At 64.8% G+C, this 15,033-nt stretch carries 14 protein-coding genes; 11 read left to right on the forward strand and 3 right to left on the reverse strand.

The window, feature by feature from the left end; all coding sequences use genetic code 11:
• Nucleotides 1–2 precede the first annotated feature (2 nt).
• Together FJ430_RS02740 and iolG are read left to right on the forward strand one after the other, a co-directional pair.
• Nucleotides 3–821, forward strand: a complete 819-nt coding sequence (locus FJ430_RS02740) for an ATP-binding cassette domain-containing protein (RefSeq protein ID WP_140708407.1) — start codon at nucleotides 3–5, stop codon at nucleotides 819–821.
• 21 nt (nucleotides 822–842) lie between these two features.
• A complete protein-coding gene (gene iolG, locus FJ430_RS02745; protein WP_140708408.1) occupies nucleotides 843–1,835 on the forward strand; it encodes an inositol 2-dehydrogenase in 993 nt (330 codons plus the stop codon).
• A 23-nt stretch (nucleotides 1,836–1,858) separates the two neighbouring features.
• Here the strand turns inward: iolG and FJ430_RS02750 are convergent, their stop codons facing one another.
• On the reverse strand, nucleotides 1,859–2,968 hold the full coding sequence (locus FJ430_RS02750; RefSeq protein WP_140708409.1) for a Gfo/Idh/MocA family protein: 1,110 nt from the start codon (nucleotides 2,966–2,968) through the stop codon (nucleotides 1,859–1,861).
• A 248-nt stretch (nucleotides 2,969–3,216) separates the two neighbouring features.
• Between FJ430_RS02750 and FJ430_RS02755 the strand changes: the two genes are divergently transcribed.
• The 9 genes from FJ430_RS02755 (at nucleotide 3,217) to phnN (ending at nucleotide 13,315) form a co-directional block, all read left to right on the forward strand.
• Nucleotides 3,217–4,062: a MurR/RpiR family transcriptional regulator gene (locus tag FJ430_RS02755; RefSeq protein WP_181175512.1), complete on the forward strand. Its 846-nt coding sequence runs from the start codon at nucleotides 3,217–3,219 to the stop codon at nucleotides 4,060–4,062.
• Between the two features lie 154 nt (nucleotides 4,063–4,216).
• A complete protein-coding gene (locus FJ430_RS02760; RefSeq protein WP_140708411.1) occupies nucleotides 4,217–6,151 on the forward strand; it encodes a bifunctional 5-dehydro-2-deoxygluconokinase/5-dehydro-2-deoxyphosphogluconate aldolase in 1,935 nt (644 codons plus the stop codon).
• 33 nt (nucleotides 6,152–6,184) lie between these two features.
• Entirely contained in the window at nucleotides 6,185–8,029 is a 1,845-nt protein-coding gene (iolD, locus tag FJ430_RS02765; RefSeq protein ID WP_140708415.1) for a 3D-(3,5/4)-trihydroxycyclohexane-1,2-dione acylhydrolase (decyclizing), read from the forward strand.
• Between the two features lie 42 nt (nucleotides 8,030–8,071).
• Entirely contained in the window at nucleotides 8,072–8,986 is a 915-nt protein-coding gene (iolE, locus tag FJ430_RS02770) for a myo-inosose-2 dehydratase (RefSeq protein WP_140708419.1), read from the forward strand.
• A gap of 82 nt (nucleotides 8,987–9,068) precedes the next feature.
• Complete coding sequence (locus FJ430_RS02775; RefSeq protein ID WP_140708423.1) at nucleotides 9,069–9,281, forward strand: DUF3329 domain-containing protein; 213 nt, start codon at nucleotides 9,069–9,071, stop codon at nucleotides 9,279–9,281.
• Nucleotides 9,282–9,661: 380 nt separating this feature from the next.
• Nucleotides 9,662–10,474 carry a 5-deoxy-glucuronate isomerase gene (iolB, locus tag FJ430_RS02780; protein ID WP_140708427.1) on the forward strand — a complete coding sequence of 271 codons (813 nt, stop codon included), beginning with the start codon at nucleotides 9,662–9,664 and terminating at the stop codon, nucleotides 10,472–10,474.
• A gap of 249 nt (nucleotides 10,475–10,723) precedes the next feature.
• Nucleotides 10,724–11,431, forward strand: coding sequence for a DUF1045 domain-containing protein (locus FJ430_RS02785; protein WP_140708429.1), 708 nt, complete (start codon nucleotides 10,724–10,726; stop codon nucleotides 11,429–11,431).
• A 121-nt stretch (nucleotides 11,432–11,552) separates the two neighbouring features.
• Nucleotides 11,553–12,692, forward strand: coding sequence for an alpha-D-ribose 1-methylphosphonate 5-triphosphate diphosphatase (locus FJ430_RS02790; protein ID WP_140708431.1), 1,140 nt, complete (start codon nucleotides 11,553–11,555; stop codon nucleotides 12,690–12,692).
• Nucleotides 12,689–13,315: a phosphonate metabolism protein/1,5-bisphosphokinase (PRPP-forming) PhnN gene (gene phnN / locus FJ430_RS02795; RefSeq protein WP_181166885.1), complete on the forward strand. Its 627-nt coding sequence runs from the start codon at nucleotides 12,689–12,691 to the stop codon at nucleotides 13,313–13,315. Before FJ430_RS02790 ends, phnN begins: the two co-directional genes overlap by 4 nt.
• Nucleotides 13,316–13,477: 162 nt before the next feature.
• Here phnN and FJ430_RS02800 read toward each other — a convergent pair whose 3' ends face one another.
• Together FJ430_RS02800 and FJ430_RS02805 are read right to left on the reverse strand one after the other, a co-directional pair.
• Entirely contained in the window at nucleotides 13,478–14,293 is an 816-nt protein-coding gene (locus tag FJ430_RS02800; protein WP_140708433.1) for an ABC transporter ATP-binding protein, read from the reverse strand.
• Entirely contained in the window at nucleotides 14,293–15,030 is a 738-nt protein-coding gene (locus tag FJ430_RS02805; RefSeq protein WP_319022997.1) for an ABC transporter permease, read from the reverse strand. The genes FJ430_RS02800 and FJ430_RS02805 overlap by 1 nt, the downstream gene beginning before the upstream one ends.
• Between the last annotated feature and the right edge of the window lie 3 nt (nucleotides 15,031–15,033).

Below are 15,033 nucleotides of genomic sequence, written 5' to 3' on the forward strand. Positions count from 1 at the left end.
AGATGGCCGAGCCCGTTCCGCTCATCGAACTGCGCAACGTCACCCGCCGCTTCGGCTCGGTGACGGCGCTGCGCGACATGTCTTTCGCCGCGCATGCCGGCGAGGTCCACTGCCTGCTCGGCGACAACGGCGCCGGCAAGTCGACGCTGATCAAGACGCTGTCGGGCGTGCACACGCCGAGCGAAGGCCAGATGTATGTCGACGGCAAGCCGGTAACGTTCAGTTCCCCCAGGCAGGCGCTGGACGCCGGCATCGCCACCGTCTTCCAGGACCTGTCGATGATCCCGCTGATGAGCATCACCCGCAACTTCTTCCTCGGACGCGAGCCGGTGAAGGGCTGGGGGCCCGCCAGGCGTATCGACATGAAGGCGGCCGATGCGATCGTCTATGACGAGCTCGGCAAGATCGGCATCAATGTGCGCGATCCGCAGCAGGCGGTGGGCACGCTTTCCGGCGGCGAGCGGCAATGCGTGGCGATCGCGCGCGCCGTCTATCACGGGGCGCGGGTGCTGATCCTCGACGAGCCGACCTCGGCGCTCGGCGTGCACCAGGCCTCGATCGTGCTGCGCTATGTGGCGCAGGCGCGCCAGCGTGGGCTCGCCGTCATCTTCATCACCCACAACATCCACCACGCCTATCCGATCGGCGATGTCTTCACCATGCTCAACCGCGGCCGTTCGCTCGGCACGTTCCGCAAGGGCGACATCACCGAGAAGGAGGTGCTCGACATGATGGCCGGCGGCCGCGAGATCCGCGAATTGCAGCAGGAACTGGAGCGCTTCAGCAAGCCGGGATCCGGCGCGGAAGCGGCTACTCACTGAGGCATTACAGAAGGTAGAAAAATGATCGACGCCGCATTGTTCGGCGCCGGGCTGATCGGCTCGGTGCATGCGAAAAACCTTGCCCGGCATCCGGGGGTGCGCCTGCGCACTATCGTCGACCCGCGCCGCGACGCGGCTGAGCGCATCGCCACCGGAGCAGGCGCGGAGATCGCCGACACCGCAACGGTGATGAACGACCCGTCGATCAAGGCGGTGGTGATCGCTTCCGCCACCCGCACCCATGCCGACCTGATCGTCGAGGCCGCCGCCAAGGGAAAGGCGATCTTCTGCGAAAAGCCGATCGACCTCGACATCGCACGCACGGACGCATGTCTGGCGGCGGTCGAGAAGGCTGGCGTGCCCTTGCAAATCGGCTTCAACCGGCGCTTCGATCCGTCCTTCGCCGCCGTGAAGCGAAGGATCGAGGCCGGCGAGATCGGCGCGGTCGAGCAGGTGATCATAACCAGCCGCGACCCGGAGGCGGAGACCGAGGAGGCGCTGGCCGGCGGCGGCGGCGTGTTCCGCGAGATGACCATCCATGATTTCGACATGGCGCGTTTCCTGCTCGGCGAAGAGCCGGTGGAGCTCTTCGCGACCGGATCGTCGCTGGTCGCGCCCTACTACGCAAAACTCGGCGATTACGACACGGCGATGTTCATCCTGCGCACCGCGTCAGGCCGGCAGTGCCACATCAACAACAGCGTGCGCGCCGTCTATGGCTACGACCAGCGCATCGAGGTGCATGGCTCGAAGGGCATGCTGCAGGCCGGCAACCGTACCCCGACCTCCGTCAGTCTCAGCGGCGAGAACGGGATCGCCGCAGACCGGCCGCTCTATTTCTTCGTCGAGCGCTATGCCCAATCCTACGAGGCGGAGCTCGACCATTTCATCCAGTCGGTCGCCGCAGGGCGGAAGCCGGCGGTCGGCGCGGCGGACGGGCGCAAGGCGATGATCCTGTGCGAGGCAGCGCTTGCCTCGGCCAAGTCCGGCCGCTTCGAGCCGGTTCGATTCTAAGGCGTGACGCCTTGCCCGCTGCCCTATCTCACATCGACCCAGCGCTGCTCCTGGAACGAGCGCGCCATGGCATGCACGGTGCGCTCGATCTCCAGTCCCTCGTCGAAGTCGATGATGCGGGCCGGCCTGCCGGCGATGCGCATCAAGAGCTCGCGGCATTCGATCATCTTGAGGTCGTTGAAGCCGAGGCCGTGGCCGGGCGCCGGCAGGAAGGAATCGTAAGGCTTGTGGTGCGGCGCGACCAGGACGGTGCGGTAGCCCTGTTCGGTCGGCCGGTCGGCGGTGAGGTAGAGCTGGAATTCGTTCATCCGCTCCTGGTCGTAGAGGATCGAGCCCTTCGAGCCGAAAATCTGGATGGCGATGCGGCCCTTGCGGCCCCAGGCCGAGCGATTGACCATGAGCGTGCCGGCAACGCCGTTTTCCAGATGCATCAAGACGCTGGCGATGTCGTAGGTCTCGACCGCGCGGCGGGCGCCGGAAGCGGTCTTGCGGTCGGCATAGGGTTTGACCATGTCGCACATGACGCGGGAAACACGGCCGAACAGCGCCTTGATCAGCGACAGCGGATGGACGGCGAAATCGTCGAGCGCGCCATAACCGGACGAAGCCTCGTGCTTCCAGAAGAACAGTGCTTCCGGGTCGGCCATGAAATCCTCGTCCATCTCGATGCGCACGAGGTTGACGTCGCCGATGATCTTTTCCTCCAGCAGCGCGCCGATGTGGCGGATGGCGGGGTTCTGGATGTAGTTGTAGCCGAGCACGGCGACCTTGCCGGATTGCTTCGCCGCGGCCGCCATGGTCTCGGCCTCGGCGAAGCTCGGCGCCATCGGCTTCTCGCACCACAGATGCTTGCCGGCTTCGAGGATGGCGACCGCCATTTCGGGGTGGAACTGGTTGGGCGTGGTCAGCGAGACGATTTCGACGTCCGGATCCTCGACCACGGCGCGCCAGTCGCCGGAGCCTTTCGCGAAGCCGAATTCGCCGGCCTTGCGCCGGGCAAGCTCGTCATTCACCTCGCCCAGATGCACCAGTTTCGGCTTCTCGACATCGGGAAAGACCGTGCCCACCCCATTCCAGGCGATGGCGTGGCACTTGCCCATGAAGCCCGTGCCGATGAGGCCCACTCCGACCATGTCGATTGTCTCCGCGCCAGAGCAATTCCAGGAAAAGTGCCGAGCGGTTTGCCGTCCGGAATTGCGTCAACAAACAGATGGAGCGGTTGCGTGAAAGCGGAATCGCTCCGGGGAAATACTGGTGTGGATGAATTAGTCCATTTTGGTAAGGAATGGAACATCCAAATCATTTTTTATGGTGTTCTTGCGCGAACTCGTTATGATGAGGCAGGAGAGGGGCAAACCTTATGGGCGTGGGCGGAGCGACGATGGACGAACGGGTGCCTCGCGATTTCGAAACGCTGCGCGCGACGATCCTGGACAGGCGCGCGAGCCTGCCCAAGCGCATCGCGCAGATCGCCGCCTATGCGCTCGACAACCCCGACGACATCGCTTTCGGCACGGCGGCAAGCATCGCGGCCTCGGCCGGCGTTCAGCCCTCGACGCTGATCCGTTTTGCCCAGCAGCTCGGCTTCGACGGATTCACCAGCCTGCAGCAGGTTTTCCGCGAGCGGCTGCGCGAACGCAACTCCTCCTATGATGAGCGGCTGGCGGCGCTGCGCGCCAAGGCCGAGGACGGCGGCGGGCATCGGGCGATCTTCGACGGCTTCGTCGCCGCCGCCAGCACCTCGCTGGGCGATATTTCTCGCGCGCTGAACGACGGGCATTTCGAAGAGGCGGTGGCGCTTCTGGCGAAGGCCGAGACGATCTATGTGCTGGCCAAACGCCGATCCTATCCGGTGGCGTCCTACATCGCCTATGCGCTGGGCAAGCTCAAGATCCGCAACCAGCTGGTGGAATCGGCCGCCGGCCTGAATGCCGAGATGATCGGCTTCGCCACGCCGCGCGACGCCGTCATCGCCATCAGCTTCTCTCCCTATGCGCCGGCGACCATCGACGAGACGCGCTCGATCGCGGAACAGGGCGTACCGATCGTGGCGATCACCGACTCGTCCTTCTCGCCGCTGGCGCAATTCGCAAAGGTCTGGTTCGAGGTCGCCGAGGCCGATTTCGGCGGTTTCCGCTCGATCTCGGCGACGATGGCGCTGGCCATGGCGCTGACCGTCGCCGTCGGCGAGAAGCGCCGCGAAGCCGGGCGCCGGCGCAAGGGCTGAGCCTCGCCGAGGAGCGCTTTTCGGCATGGGAACACTCATTCCATATTGACTGTAGATTGGAATTAATATTTCATATTGACGACACTACGCCGTCGCTGGCGCGTGCTGTCCAAAACGACGCTGCTCTATCCAACAAGGCCGATGGGAGGTTCGAATGGGCGAAGCCGTGGAAGGGAAATACCCGCCGCACGACGTCATCACCATCGGCCGCGCCTCGGTCGATCTCTATGGCCAGCAGATCGGCTCGCGGCTGGAGGACATCGCCTCCTTCGCCAAGTCGGTGGGCGGCTGTCCGGCCAATATTTCCGTCGGCACGGCAAGGCTCGGCCTGCGCTCGGCACTGCTGACGCGCGTCGGCGACGAGCAGATGGGCCGCTTCATCCGCGAGCAGCTTCGGCGCGAGGGCGTGTCGGTCGACGGGCTGAAGACCGACAAGGAACGGCTGACAGCGCTGGTGCTGCTTTCGGTCGAGAGCGAAGGCGTCTCGCCGATGATCTTCTACCGCTCCGACTGCGCCGACATGGCGCTTGCCGAAGAAGACATCGACGAAGCCTTCATCGCCTCGGCGCGTTCGGTGGTCGTCACCGGCACGCATTTCTCGCGGCCCAATTCCGATGCCGCGCAGCGCAAAGCGATCCGCCTGATGAAGGCCAAGGGCGGCAAGGTGGTGTTCGATATCGATTACCGCCCGAACCTCTGGGGTCTTGCCGGCCATGCCGAGGGTTTCGAGCGCTACGTCAAATCCGACCGCGTCTCGGCACAGCTGAAGACCGTGCTGCCGGATTGCGATCTCATCGTCGGCACCGAGGAAGAGATCATGATCGCGTCGGGCGCCGACGATTGCCTGAGCGCGCTGAAGACGATCCGCGCCCTGTCCTCGGCCACCATCGTGCTCAAGCGCGGCGCCAAGGGCTGCATCGTCTATGACGGCCCGATCAGCGACGATCTCGAGGACGGTATCGTCGGCAAGGGTTTCCCGATCGAGATCTACAATGTGCTCGGCGCCGGCGACGCCTTCATGTCGGGCTTCCTGCGCGGCTGGCTGGGCGGCGAGAGTTTTGCCACCGCCGCGACCTGGGCCAATGCCTGCGGCGCCTTCGCCGTATCGCGCCTGCTTTGCGCGCCGGAGTACCCGACCTTCGAGGAGCTGCAGTTCTTCCTGAAGCACGGCAGCAAGCACCTGGCGCTGCGCAAGGACGAGGCGATCAACCACATCCACTGGGCGACGACGCGGCGGCGCGATATCCCCTCGCTGATGGCTTTGGCCTGCGATCATCGTGTCCAGCTCGAAGACGTTGCCGCCAAGATCGGCGCCAACGTTTCGCGCATCCCCGACTTCAAGGTGCTGACGGTCAAGGCGGCGGCAAAAGTCGCCGCCGGCCGCGACGGCTACGGCATGCTGATCGACGAGAAATACGGGCGCGACGCGATGTTCGAATTCGCATGCCATCCCTTCGCCTGGCTCGGGCGTCCCGTCGAATTGCCCGGATCGCGGCCGCTGCGCTTCGAGTTCTCGCAGGATATCGGCTCGCAGCTCACCGAATGGCCGGTCGACCATTGCATCAAATGCCTGTGCTTCTACCACCCGGACGACCCGGAAGCGCTCAAAGTCGAGCAGCAGCAGAAGCTGCGCGCTTTGTTCGAGGCGGCGAGGAAGGTAGGCCGGGAACTGCTGGTCGAGATCATCGCCGGCAAGCATGGCAAGCTCGACGACACCACCATTCCGCGCGTGCTGGAGGAACTTTATGTGCTGGGCATCAAGCCGGACTGGTGGAAGCTCGAGCCGCAGGCTTCGGCGGGCGCCTGGGCGAAGATCGAACAGGTGATCGTCAGGAACGATCCCTGGTGCCGCGGCGTCGTGCTGCTCGGGCTCGAAGCGCCACAGGACGAGCTGGTCGCGGCCTTCGCGGCAACCGCCAACGCGCCGATCGTCAAAGGTTTTGCCGTCGGCCGCACCATCTTCATCAACGCCGCCGAACAATGGCTGGCCGGCAGGATGTCGGATGACGAAGCGGTGGCCGACATGGCCGCGCGCTTCGAGCAGCTGACCGAGGCGTGGCTTGCCGCGCGCGGCCGCAAGGCCGCATAAGAAGACCGCTGAAGAATTGCGGAGGAAACGACAATGAGCAAGACCGTTCGCCTGACCATGGCGCAGGCGCTAACCCGCTTTCTCAGCCGGCAAATGACCGAGATCGACGGGAAGACGGTGCCGATCTTCGGCGGCGTCTGGGCGATCTTCGGCCATGGCAATGTCGCCGGCGTCGGTGAGGCGCTCTATCAGGTGCGCGACGAGCTGCCGACCTTCCGCGCCCATAACGAGCAGGCGATGGCGCATGCGGCGATCGCCTATGGCAAGGCGAATTTTCGCCGCCGCTTCATGGCAGCGACCACCTCGATCGGCCCCGGCGCGCTCAACATGGTGACGGCCGCCGCGCTCGCGCATGTAAACCGGTTGCCTGTCCTGTTTTTGCCCGGCGACGTCTTCGCCAACCGCCTGCCTGACCCGGTGCTGCAGCAGGCCGAGGATTTTTCCGACGGTACGGCGAGCGTCAACGACTGTTTCCGCCCGGTATCGCGCTATTTCGACCGCATCATGCGGCCGGAGCAGATCATCCCGGCGCTGAACCGCGCCATGCAGGTGCTGACCGATCCGGCCGAATGCGGCCCGGTCACGCTCTCGCTCTGCCAGGACGTGCAGGCCGAGGCCTATGATTATCCCGAAAGCCTGTTTGCCGAACGCGTCTGGACGCCGCGCAGACTGCGCCCCGACCGCAATGAACTGGTCGCCGCCGTCGCGGCGTTGAAGGGCGCCAAGAAGCCGCTGGTGATCGCCGGCGGTGGCGTCCTCTACTCGCAGGCTTCCGGAGAGCTGGCGAAGCTGGTGCAGGGCGCCGGTATCCCGGTCTGCGAGACGCAAGGGGGCAAGTCCTCGCTGCCGGACGATCATCCGCTCAACATGGCCGCCGTCGGCGTCACCGGCACCTCAGCCGCCAACCGGTTGGCCGAGGAAGCCGATGTCGTGCTTGCCGTCGGCACCAGGCTGCAGGATTTCACAACGGGCTCCTGGGCGCTGTTCAAGAATGCCGGCCGCACCATCATCGGCCTGAACACCCAGGTTTTCGACGCCGGCAAGCATTGGGCCTTGCCGCTGGTCGCCGATGCCGCCGAGGGTCTGGCCGAATTGGCTTCCGCGCTGAAGGGCTGGAAGGCGCCGGCCGCCTGGACCGACAATGCGCTGAAGGGCAAGACGGAATGGCAGGCCGCCGCCGCCAAGGTGACGGCCTCGACCAACGCGGCCTATCCTTCCGACGCGCAGGTGATCGGCGCCGTGCAACGGGCGATGGGCTCCGATGTGACGCTGCTGCATGCCGCCGGCGGCCTGCCCGGCGAATTGCACAAGCTCTGGCAGGCAGGCGCGCCGGGCTCCTACCATGCCGAATACGGCTTCTCGACCATGGGCTACGAGATCGCCGGCGGGCTCGGCGTCAAGATGGCAAGGCCCGACCAGGAGGTCGTCGTCATGGTCGGGGACGGCTCCTATCTGATGCTCAATTCCGAGATCGCCACCTCTGTCATGCTTGGCTTGAAGCTCACCATCGTGCTGCTCGACAATCGCGGCTACGGCTGCATCAACCGGCTGCAGATGGCGACCGGCGGCGCCAACTTCAACAATTTGCTGAAGGACGCCCGCCACGAGGTGATGCCCGACGTCGACTTCGCCGCCCATGCGGCGAGCCTCGGCGCCGTCGCCGAGAAGGTGGCGTCGATCGCGGAACTGGAGACGGCGCTGGCCAAGGCCAAAAACAATGACAAGACGACGGTGCTGGTCATCGACACCGATCCGCTGGTGTCGACCGATGCCGGCGGCCATTGGTGGGATGTCGCCGTGCCGGAAGTCTCCGCGCGGCCCCAGGTCAACGCCGCGCGCAAGAAATACGAGGAAGCCGTGGACAGCCGGCAAGGCTGAGCCGGCGTCCGCCTCATAATGAACTGACATCGGAGCGAAGACTTGAAAGCCAAACTGGGCATGTCCCCCATAGCGTGGTGGAACGACGATCTCGTGGAACTGAGCGATGACGTGTCGCTGGAGGAGTGTCTGCGCCAGTCGCGCTCGGCCGGCTTCACCGGCATGGAGATGGGCCGCCGCTTCCCCAACGACCCGAAGGTGATGCTGCCGATCCTGAAGGCGGCCGACGTCACGCTTTGCGGCGGCTGGTTCTCCGGCACGCTGGTCAATGAGGACCTGGCCAGGAACAAGGACCGCATCCAGCCGATGATCGACCTGTTCAAGGCGGTCGACGCGCCCTGCATCGTCTATGGCGAGGTCGGCCGCTCCATCCAGGGCGATCGTTCGAAACCCTTGGCCACCAAGCCGACGCTTACCGGCGACGAGATGAAGGCCTATGGCCGCCGCGTCACCGAATTCGGCGAATGGTGCGCGGACCAAGGCATGCCGCTTTCCTACCACCATCACATGGCGGCGGTGGTCGAGACCGAGCCGGAGCTCGACGCTTTCATGCGCCATTCCGGCGAAGGCATTCCGCTTTTGCTCGATGCCGGCCATCTGGCCTTTGCCGGCGGCGACGTGCTGCGCGCCATCGACAACCACCACAAGCGCATCAACCATGTCCATGTGAAGGACGTGCGCATGGGCGTCATCGACGGGCTCGACCGCTCAAAACAGTCCTTCCTCGATGCCGTGGCGCTCGGTGCCTTCACCGTGCCGGGCGACGGCTCGCTCGATTTCGGCGCCATCGTCCAACGGTTCGCCGATCATGGCTATGAGGGTTGGTTCGTCGTGGAAGCCGAGCAGGATCCGAAGAAGAACCCGCCGCTCAAGATGGCTCAGGTCGGCCACAAGGAGCTGATGCGGGTGATGACGGCCGCCGGCTACACGGTCGAAACGCAGGGTTTTCCGGCCTGAACGGTGGATTAGTCATGAATGATGGATTAGTCCGGGCACTCGGTCTATCTGATGCGCTTTGGGCAAATCCTGGATTGGCGTGATGAAAGACTATGAGCACCCCTTCTTCCGGCCGCTGTGGCGCCGCATCGCCGTCGTCGCGGTCTGCCTGGTCTGGTCGGTGATCGAATTCGCCTCCGGCACGCCGTTCTGGGGCGTCATCGCGCTCGGCTTCGCCGGTTATGCGGTATGGCAGTTTTTCTACCTCTACAAGCCGGCCGACGAGACCAAGCCACCGGCCGAGCCGAGGGAATGAAGCGGTCGATGGGGTGGAGGGTTCACGGATCGGACAGCGCGCATGGCGCATCGGATGCATTAGCGATTGGCTGAAACATCTTTCGCTTCGTCATCCACGGGCGAAGCAAGGAGCGAAGCGACGCGGCGCAGACCCGAGGATCCATTCCGTGACTTCGAAGCAGCCGCTGCGGTGCAGAATTCTGCTCCGCTGCACTCTTCGACTGAGGGAATGGAATGGATCCTAGGGTCTCCGCGACGGAGCTTCGCTCCTGCTCCGCCCTAGGATGACGAAGTTGAGAGGAACCGGCCAATCTCCACGGTTTTCACGATAGTCCAATGAACGATGAAATCCTGCAAGCAGGCCTGAAAATCGAAGCGTCGAGGAATTAGGAGACAAAAATGTCGAAACTGCTCGTCAAGGCCGACAAGGGCCACGGCCATGTCGCTCATGTCACGCCGCAAAGCGCCGGCTGGACCTATGTCGGTTTCGATCTGCATCGGCTGAAAGCGGGCGAGACGGTGTCCGGCAAGACCGGCGACCGCGAGGTCTGCCTGGTCTTCGTCACCGGCAAGGGCAAGGCGTCGGCCGGCGGCAAGGACCTCGGCCTGCTCGGCGAGCGCATGTCGCCCTTCGAAGGCAAGCCCTGGTCGGTCTATGTGCCGGAAGGCGACGACTGGTCGGTGACCGCCGATACCGAACTGGAGCTTGCCGTCTGCTCGGCGCCGGGCTTAAGCGGCGGCCTGCCGGTGCGCGTCATCGGACCTGACGATCTCGGCCAGGAGGTGCGCGGCAAGGGTACCAACACGCGCTACGTCACCAACATCCTGCCCGAGGGCAAGCCGGCGGATTCGCTGCTGGTGGTCGAGGTGATCACGCCCGGCGGCCACACGTCGAGCTATCCGCCGCACAAGCACGACCAGGACAATCTCCCCGTGGAATCCTATCTCGAGGAGACCTATTACCACCGGCTCAACCCGCCGCAGGGCTTTGCCTTTCAGCGCGTCTACACCGACGCCGACCGCAACGGCGTGCGCGAGCTGGACGAGGCGATGGCGATCGAGGACGGCGATGTCGTGCTCGTGCCGAAGGGCTATCACCCCTGCGCGGCCTGCCACGGCTACGACCTCTATTACCTCAATGTCATGGCCGGACCGAAGCGGACGTGGAAATTCCACAACGCGGCCGAGCACGAGTGGCTGATGAAGGCCTGATCAAGCAGTTCGGCAAAGCCGTTGGTCCAGTTAAGAGAAATCGTCGGCTAACGACCTTGCGGCTGGACTTGCCTTCGAAAACCCACGAAAGCTTCGTCAATCCGTCATGGAAATCACCTATGGCAGCGGTTCCGGTGCATGTCGCCGCAAACGCTCCGGCGTTTTTGGGCCACGACTTGCCAAGACAATGACTTGAAGCGCGTCGCATATTCCTTTCGGGGCGCGCAGCGCGCTTGACGAGGAATGCCCATGCGCTACGCCATCTACTACACTCCGGGACAGGACGAGAAGCTGGCGCGCATTGCCGCCAACTGGCTGGGCCGCGACCCGTTTGGCGCGGCGACGCGACCGGTCGAGGCCGTGGGCGATCTGTCGGCCGCGGAAGTCGCCTTCCATACCGCCTCGGCCAGGCGCTACGGGTTCCACGCGACGCTGAAGGCGCCGTTCCGGCTGGCGCCGGACGAGACGGAAGCTTCGCTGCGCGCCGCTCTCGACAGTTTCGCCGAAGCCACGCCGCCGGTCGTCATCCCGCGCCTCGTGGTCGGCCAGATCGACGATTTCTTCGCCCTGGTGCCCGAAGCCGCGTTCGCCCCGATCAACGATTTCGCCGGCGAGGTCGTGCGCGCCTTCGACGGCTTCCGTGCGCCATTGACCGAGGCCGAGATCGAGCGCCGCAGCCCAGATTCGCTGAAGCCGGACGAGTTCCGCAACCTTTGCCAATGGGGCTACCCATATGTTTTCGACACTTTCCGCTTCCACATGACGCTGTCGGGGCGCGCCGGGCCACAGGAAAGCCCACGTCTTCGCGCAGCGATAGACGGCCTGTTCGCCGACGTGCTGCGGCAGCCGGTGCCGGTGGATGCGCTGACATTATTCGTCGAAAGCGAGCCCGGCGCCCCGTTCATGGTGCTTTCCCATCATGCGCTTGGCCACGGCCCGGCCCGCAAGACCGCCTAGGGCGGGTCAGCGGAAACGCTGAACCGCCCTAGCTCTGTGTTTACGCAATTCCGGACGGAAAACCGCAAGGCACTTTTCCTGGAATTGCTCTGATTGACCGCTCGAGATAGGACCGCCTGAGATGACCGCCGAAACCATTCTCACCAATGCCCGCATCGTGCTGCCGGACGAAATCGTCGAGGGCTCGCTGTTGTTGCGCGACGGCCTGATCGCCGCCGTCGAACCGGGCGCTGCCCGCACCGGGGAGGACATGGGCGGCGACTACATCATCCCGGGCCTCGTCGAGCTTCACACCGACCATCTCGAAGGCCACTACGCGCCGCGGCCGAAAGTGCGCTGGAACCCGATCGCCGCCGTGCTTGCGCATGACGCCCAGGTGGCGACCGCCGGCATCACCACCGTGCTCGACGCCTTGCGCGTCGGCATGGACGAGGACGCCGACCTGAAATCCGACGACGTTCGCAAGCTGGCCGACGCGATCGAGGACAGCGTGCGCCAGGACCGGCTCAGGGCCGACCATTTCATCCATCTGCGCTGCGAGGTCTCGGCGCCGGACTGCCTCGAGGCTTTCGCCAATTTCGAGACCGACGACCGGGTGAAACTTGCCTCGCTGATGGACCATGCGCCCGGACAGCGCCAGTTCGTCAACCTCGAGACCTATGCCTACTACTACCAGCGCAAGCTGAAGCTGACGGACCAGGATTTCAAGAAATTCTGCGAGAAGCGGATGGCGGAATCGGCCCGCAACTCCGGTCCGAACCGCGTCTTCATCTCGGCCGCCTGCCAGGAGCGCGGCATCGTGCTGGCGAGCCATGACGACGCGACCGCCGGCCATGTCGAAGAAGCAATCGAGCAGGGCGTGCGCGTCGCCGAGTTCCCGACGACGGAAGAGGCGGCCAAGGCCTCGAAGGCGGCCGGCCTCGGCGTGCTGATGGGCGCGCCCAACGTCATGCGCGGCGCTTCGCATTCCGGCAATGTTTCAGCGCGGACGCTTGCCGCCGACGGGCTGCTCGACATCCTGTCGTCGGACTACATCCCCTTCAGCCTGATCCAGTCGGCCTTCTTCCTCGGCGATGTCGTCGAGGGCATCTCGCTGCCGCAGGCGGTCGCCATGGTCTCGAAGAACCCGGCCGAAGCCATCGGCCTTACCGATCGCGGCGTCATCGAGCCGGGCCGCCGCGCGGACCTGGTGCGGGTGCGCGTCGACGATCATGTGCCGGTCGTGCGCACCGTGTGGCGCCAGGGCCGCCGGGTCGCATGATGGTCTCGGCCCTCATCGAACGCGAGCTGGCCGAGAGCCTGCCGATCCGCAACGGCGTCTTCGTCGCGGTGGTGGGGCCGAGCGGCGCCGGCAAGGATACGCTGATCGGCTACGCCAAGCAGCGCTTCGCCGGCGAGACGCGGCTGGAATTCGTGCGCCGCGTCATCACCAGGCCGAGCGACACGGCAAGCGAGGACCACGACACACTGGCCGACGCCGCCTTCGCCGAAGCGGAGGCCGACGGCGCCTTCTCGCTGTGCTGGGACGCGCATGGCCTCCGCTATGGCCTGCCGGCCGATGTCGACTGGGCTGTCGCCAATGGTCATGTGGCCGTGGCGAATGTCTCCCGCGCGGTCATCCCGGCGCTGCGCGAACGCTACGCCAATCTGGCCGTGGTCGAGATCACCGCGGCGCCGGAGATCCTCGCGGAACGGCTGGCGGCGCGCGGCCGTGAATCACGCGGCGAAGTGCTTGCCCGCCTGGCGCGCAGCACGAACGTCAAGCTGACAGGACCGGACATCACGTCGATCGACAATGGCGGCGACAAGGAGGTCGCCGGCGAACGCTTTGCCGAGGTGCTGCGCAAGGCGATGGCGTTTTCCGACCTGTCGGACATGATCTAAGATGCGCTGATATTCAGGTGAGCCCGGCCTGCAAGTAGCGGCTCCCTGCGCTTCCGGTGCTCACGTGCTTAAGTACGCTCCGCTCCGGTTCTCGGAAGCCACCACTTTCGGCTCGGCCTGACCTGAATCTCAGCGCATCTTGGTGCCGAGCAAGGTCCGTCTTCACTTGTTGAAGTTGGCGATGAACTGCTTGAACTGCGGCGTCGGCGGCCTGGCGAACATCTCCTTCGGCTCGCCGGCCGAATCCACCTCGCCCTTGTGCAGGAACATCACCTTGCTCGACACGTCGCGGGCAAAGCCCATTTCATGGGTCACGACCAGCATGGTGCGCCCTTCTTCGGCAAGCGAGCGCATGACGCGCAGCACCTCGCCGACCAGTTCCGGATCGAGCGCGGATGTCGGCTCGTCGAACAGCATCACCTTGGGATTCATTGCCAGCGCGCGGGCGATCGCAGCGCGCTGCTGCTGGCCGCCCGACATATGCGGCGGATAGTAGTTGCGGCGCTCCCAGATGCCGACGCGCTTCAGCAATGCCTCGGCCTGCTCCAGGCACTCCGCGCGCGGCCGCTTCAGCACATGCGTCGGCGCGGCGACGAGGTTTTCCAACACGGTCATGTGCGACCAGAGATTGAAGCTCTGGAAAACCATGGCGAGGTTGGCGCGGATCCGCTCCACCTGGCGGATGTCGGCCGGCATTTGGTGGCCGTCGCGGCCCCGCTTCATCCGGATGAGCTCGCCATCCACGCGCACTTCGCCGGAATCCGGGGTCTCCAGGAGATTGATACAGCGCAGCATCGTGCTCTTGCCGGACCCCGAGGAGCCGAGGATCGAAATCACATCGCCCTTGTGCGCTTCCAGCGAAATGCCCTTGAGCACCTCGTGATCGCCAAAACACTTGCGCAGGTCCTTGACGCTGATGGCTGCCTTGTCGTCCGGGGACGATGCCGCTTGCGCGGAAGTGGCGACATTTGCCGACATCACAACACCTCCGGAACGGATTTGATTTGCTGGCTCTGCTCAGGCGGGGGACGCAGATGCGGTGAAAGCCGGTATTCGACCCAGGCGAACAGGCGGGCGATCGACAAGTTGAGAAGCAGGTAGATCACGCCGGCGCAGGTCAGCACCTCGATCGGCCGGAACGTGTCGTGCTGGATCTTTTGCGCCGTCCCCATCATCTCCATGATGGTGACCACGGACGCGAGCGCCGTCGCCTTGGTCATGAGGATGATTTCGGTCGAATAGGCCGGCAAGGCCAGCCTGAGCGCGATCGGCAGCGTGACGAGGCGGAAGCGGGTGAAGGCCGACATGCCGAACGCCTTGGCCGCCTCGATCTGGCCGACAGGCACCGCCCGCAGCGCGCCGCGGAAAATCTCGCTCTCATAGGCGGCTGTGTTCAAGGCCATGGCGACGATCGTGCAATACATCGGATCGCGCAGGATCGGCCACAGGATCGGGCTGTGGCGAACGAAATCGAACTGGGAGAGCCCGAAATAGATCAGATAGAGCTGCACCAGCAACGGCGAGCCGCGGAAGACGAAGACATAAGCGCGGGTAAAATATTCGCCGAACTTGTAGCCGGAAGCCCGCAACCAGGTCAGGCCGGTGGCGATGAGTAGCCCGAAGGCGATGCCGAAGAACCAGATCTCGAGCGTCAGCGGCAGCGCCTTCAGCACGCTCCACATGGTCGAAAGGTAGAAGTCGAAATCCACCGCCACCTC

Origin of the sequence: Mesorhizobium sp. B2-8-5 (assembly GCF_006440675.2) — a bacterium.
Lineage (GTDB): Bacteria > Pseudomonadota > Alphaproteobacteria > Rhizobiales > Rhizobiaceae > Mesorhizobium.